At 64.0% G+C, this 4,684-nt stretch carries 3 protein-coding genes; all 3 read left to right on the top strand.

Features of this window, described 5'->3' with window-relative positions; translation table 11 throughout:
* Positions 1-1,381 (top strand): D-alanyl-D-alanine carboxypeptidase/D-alanyl-D-alanine-endopeptidase (gene dacB, locus H928_RS0106220; RefSeq protein ID WP_021025717.1); only part of this gene is annotated, 1,381 nt, incomplete at its 5' end.
* A 113-nt stretch (positions 1,382-1,494) separates the two neighbouring features.
* On the top strand, positions 1,495-2,127 hold the full coding sequence (locus H928_RS30025) for an ankyrin repeat domain-containing protein (RefSeq protein WP_021025716.1): 633 nt from the start codon (positions 1,495-1,497) through the stop codon (positions 2,125-2,127).
* A gap of 351 nt (positions 2,128-2,478) precedes the next feature.
* Positions 2,479-4,684 (top strand): SdrD B-like domain-containing protein (locus H928_RS26430; RefSeq protein WP_204366286.1); only part of this gene is annotated, 2,206 nt, incomplete at its 3' end.

The raw sequence follows: 4,684 nt of genomic DNA, 5'->3' as shown, positions 1-4,684 counted from the left end.
AGCCCTCGCCGCCCCGGCCAACGCCTGGCCCGCCGGCCGCCTGCCGGCCGAGGTCGAAGCAGCCCTGCAGCGGGGCAAGGTCGCGCCGGATGCGGTCTCGGTGGTGGTGATGGATGTCAGCGGCGCGCAGCGCCCCCTCCTCGATGTACACAGCGATGTGGGCCGCAACCCCGCCTCGGTGATGAAGCTGGTGACCACCTATGCGGCGCTCGAGATTCTGGGCCCCGCCTACACCTGGGACACCCGCATTGCCACCGACGGCCAGGTCGCCCAGGGCGCCCTCAATGGCAATCTTTATGTGCAGGGCTCGGGCGACCCCAAGCTGGTGATGGAGCGCCTCTGGCTGCTGCAGCGCCGCCTGCTGGGCCAGGGCATCCAGGTCGTCGTTGGCGATGTGGTGCTGGACCGCTCGGCCTTTGCGCTCCCACCCATCGACCCCGCACGCTTTGACAACGAGCCCTACCGGCCCTACAACGCCGTGCCCGATGCGCTGCTGCTGAACTACAAGTCGCTGACGATGCGCTTTATCCCCGATGCCGCCGCTGGCGTGGCGCGCATCGCCTACGAGCCGGCCATCGCGCATCTGCGCCTGCCCAGCACCGTGCCGCTGCTCAAGACCAAGGGCAATGCCTGCGGCGACTGGCGCGGCGCGCTCAAGGCGCAGATGGCCGATGCCACGCAGATCCAGTTCCTGGGTGGCTACCCGGCCGCTTGCGGTGAGAACAGCTGGGCGGTGGCGCCGGCGGCCCCCGACCGCTTTGCGCCCCGCGTGTTTGAAGGCATGTGGCGCGAGCTGGGCGGCAAGGTGACCGGCCAGGTGCGCATGGGCACCACGCCTGACGGCGTGCAGCCGCTGATGAGCTTCAGCTCGCCCACCCTGGGCGAGGTGGTGCGCGATATCAACAAGTACAGCAACAACGTGATGACCCAGCAGGTGTTTCTGACCCTGGGCAAGGAGCGCGCGGGCGTCGGCACCTTTGAAGGCGGCCGCCAGGCGGTGGCGCAGTGGTGGAGCGAGCGCGTGCCCGGCATGGCGCAGCCCACCATCGACAATGGCGCCGGCCTCTCGCGCGATGCCCGCATCACCGCCGGGTCGCTGGCCAAGATGCTCTCGGTCGCCTGGAACTCCAACGTCATGCCCGAGCTGATGGCCTCGATGCCGATCGTGGGTGTGGACGGCACGATGAAAAACAGCAAAAGCGCCCATACCGGCGGCGCCCACCTGAAGACCGGCACGCTGCGCGACGCCTCGGCCATTGCCGGCTATGTCAATGGCCGCGACGGACGCCGCTGGGTGGTTGTGGCCATGGCCAACAGCGACAATGCCCCGCAGGCACGCCCCGCCTGGGACGCGCTGATCGACTGGGTGGCAGCCCAGTAACACGGAGGGCGTAGGCAGGTCGGGAAAAACCTGCCTGCCACCAAGGTTGGGCTGCGGTGGTATCGGTGTACATTGCGCGTTGGAGCATGGTCGCAAGCCATAAGGAGCCCTGCATGAGTCTGCCTTCGAAGACCTCGCTGTTTGCTGCTGCCAAGCGTTGGGATGCCGCCTTGGTGGCCCAGCTGCTGGCGCAGGCGCCGCAGTGGGCCCAGGCGGTCGATGGCAAGGGGCGCACCGCCTTGCAGGTGGCCTGTGGCGTATCCGCGCAAAACGCCCCATCAGCCGATACCAACGGCCTGGAGACCGTGGCCACCTTGCTGGCCGCCGGTGCCGTGCTGGAGGCCGAAGCCCCGATGGGCGAATGCAATGGCGACTTTTGCGCCACTGCGCTGTGGTTTGCCGTTGCCCGGGGCGAAAACCTGCCGCTGGTCGAACTGCTGCTTTCGCACGGCGCCAATGCCAGCTACTCGCTGTGGGCCGCCGTGTGGCGCGATGACGAGGCCATGTGCCGCGCGCTGCTGCAGGCCCAGCCCCTCCTTAACCTGCGCGAGCACGGCGAAACCCCTGTTTTCTATGCCGCACGCCTCGGTCGCCTCAAGACCCTGGAGCTGCTGCTTGACGCCGGCGCCGACGTCTCGGTGGCCGACTTCAAAGGCCGCGACGCGGTCGATATCGCCGTGGCGCGGCGTTTGCCCCAGGGGCTGATCTACCGCATGCAGCAGCTGCGCCAGCCTCGACTGGCCTGACGATCCGTTGCACAACTCTTTGCCCGGGTTTCAGTGCGAACCCGGGCGGGCCATTGCGCTGCCTTCCTGCTACTGCTCCTCGATCCGCTTCTCTTCCATGAGGCAATGCTTGGCATGCTTTTCTGGCCAAGCAACTGGCGGTGGTCAGTACCCATCTTCCAGATGACTGTTGCATTTGCCTAACTGTCTGTCAGCTTCCTGTAAGCAGTGTTCATTCCAATGCGCTTCAAGATGAAATAAAACTATCAATTGATATCAGTAAATTGCTGTTGTTAATTTATGGATGTCAAGTGAAGTGGAGGGCCAGGGGTGCATCCATGGACCTGGACCGACTACAGATGGACACACGGTATGTATCAAAAAATGAGGGGCCGCCCGCTGTTTACCAGCTGGGCGACGGTGGTGGGCATGTTCGTGCTGGGGCTGCTGTATTCGATCAGCAGTGCCTTTGCACAAGCCGCAGATGCCGTGTGTGCAGAAGTCAAAATTGTCATTGAGCAAAAGCTCTCGCTGGAGCGCCAGGCGTTTGACGCCAAGATGGTCATCACCAATGGCCTGGCGGACCAGAAGCTGGAGAACGTTTCCATCGAGCTGAGGTTCCTCGACGCCAACAACAACCTGGTGATCGCCACCTCGGACCCCAATGCACAGGGGGCGACTTTCTTTTACCGAACCGACCAGGTGACAGGCATCACCAGTCTCCAGGGGGGTGTCATCGCGCCCAAGGCGGTGGCCCATATCAACTGGCTCATCATTCCTGCTGCGGGCAGTGGTGGCAGCAACCCGCAAGGCGCTGTGTACTACGTGGGGGCCAAGGTCAGCTACACGCTCGATGGCAAGGCCGATTCCGTCGAGGTGGCGCCAGAATCCATCGTGGTACGCCCCCAGCCCGAGCTGGTGCTGGATTACTTTTTGCCGCGCGATGTCTATGCCGATGACGCCTTCACGCCAGAGACCGAAGCGGCAGAGCCCTTCACCTTGGGCGTCCGAATCAAGAACCAGGGCGCAGGCACCGCGAACAAGACCAAGATCGACACGGCCCAGCCCCGCATTGTGGAGAACCGGCAGGGCCTGGCGATCAGCTTCCAGATACTGGGCGGCTATGTGGGCGACCAACCAGCAGGCAAGAGCCTGCTTTTGGACTTTGGCGATATTGAGTCAGGTACTTCCAAAATGGGCCGCTGGTCCATGGTCACCAGCCTGGCGGGCAAGTTTGTCGAGTTCAACGCCAGCTTTACCCATGCCGATTCCCTGGGCGGCGCAGTCACCTCGCTCATCAAAGAGGTGCGCACGCATACCTTGATCCAGGACGTGCGCGTGGATCTGCCGGGGCGCGACAAGGTGCGCGACTTTCTGGCCAAGGATGGTGATGTTTACCGGGTCTACGAATCCGATGGCGCGGACACCGAGGTGCAGAACCAGACGGCATCGGCGCAGATGACCGTGCAAGGCAACAACGCCAGCCTGCGCTTTAGCCCCGTGGCACAAGGCTTTGCCTATGCCCGTGTGCCCGATCCGGCACGTGGCGCCAAGCTGCCCGTGCAGGTCACGCGGTCGGATGGCTATATCGTTCCTGCAGAAAACGTCTGGCTGTCCAAAGAGCGCAATGAAGACCTGAGCTGGAGCTACTTCCTCAATATCTTCGATGCCAATACCAGCGGCCAGTACAGCATTGGCTTTGTGGCCGGCGCGGCCGAGGCCAGCATTGCGGGCCTCGTGTACCGGGACAGCAATGCCAATGGCCTGCGCGACAGCGGCGAGCCCGGCATCCCCGTGACCGAGGTCAAACTGAGCGGTACCCAAGCCAGCACGGGTGCCGCCGAGCTGCAAACGGCGTACACCGATGCGCAAGGCGCGTTCCACTTCACCAACCTCAAGCCAGGCGTCTACACCTTGGTCGCTGGTGTCAGCGATGGCCTGGTGGATGGCTCGGCGCTGGCGGGCTCTGCGGGTGGGCAGAGCGAGGCGGGCAAGTTCAGCAGCATTGAGCTGACTGCTGGCACCGCTGCAGCCGGTTATCTGTTTGCCAAGCGTGCCGCCACGCCCGACAACCCCGATCCCGAGCCCAAGGCTGACCTGGCAGTGGCCGCCGGCGCCACCCCGGCCACCGTCAAACGCGGCGATACATCCACCGTCACGATCACCGCAGAAAACCTGGGCCCGGCAACGGCTGTGGCGACCACGGTGAATGTGGAAATACCTGCGGGCTTAACCGTGCTGAGCCCATCGGCCGCTGTGGGCAGCTATGCCAATGGTGTCTGGACCCTGGGCGATATGGCAACGCGTTCCACCGCCATCCTGACCCTGCAAGTGCAAACAGCCAAGGACGGCAGCGCCAAGGAGTTTGCCGTGGCTGCGCGTATCGGCTCGTCCACCAAGGACGATATCAGCAGCAACAACAGCGCCTCGACCCTCATCCGAATCCAGGACAGCGAAGCCGTGACTGCCACCCAAACGGCAGACCAAGGTCTGCGCGTGCTGGCCTATATCGGCTGCGGCGCAGACACCGCCTGCGCTGCGCAAAAGCGCCAGACTGTTGATTTCCATGCAAACCTGA

Origin of the sequence: Comamonas sp. B-9, from assembly GCF_000410635.1 — a bacterium.
GTDB lineage: Bacteria > Pseudomonadota > Gammaproteobacteria > Burkholderiales > Burkholderiaceae_C > Comamonas.
The sequence above is the reverse complement of the archived record's forward strand: the minus strand, read 5'-3'. Positions and strand labels throughout refer to the sequence as shown.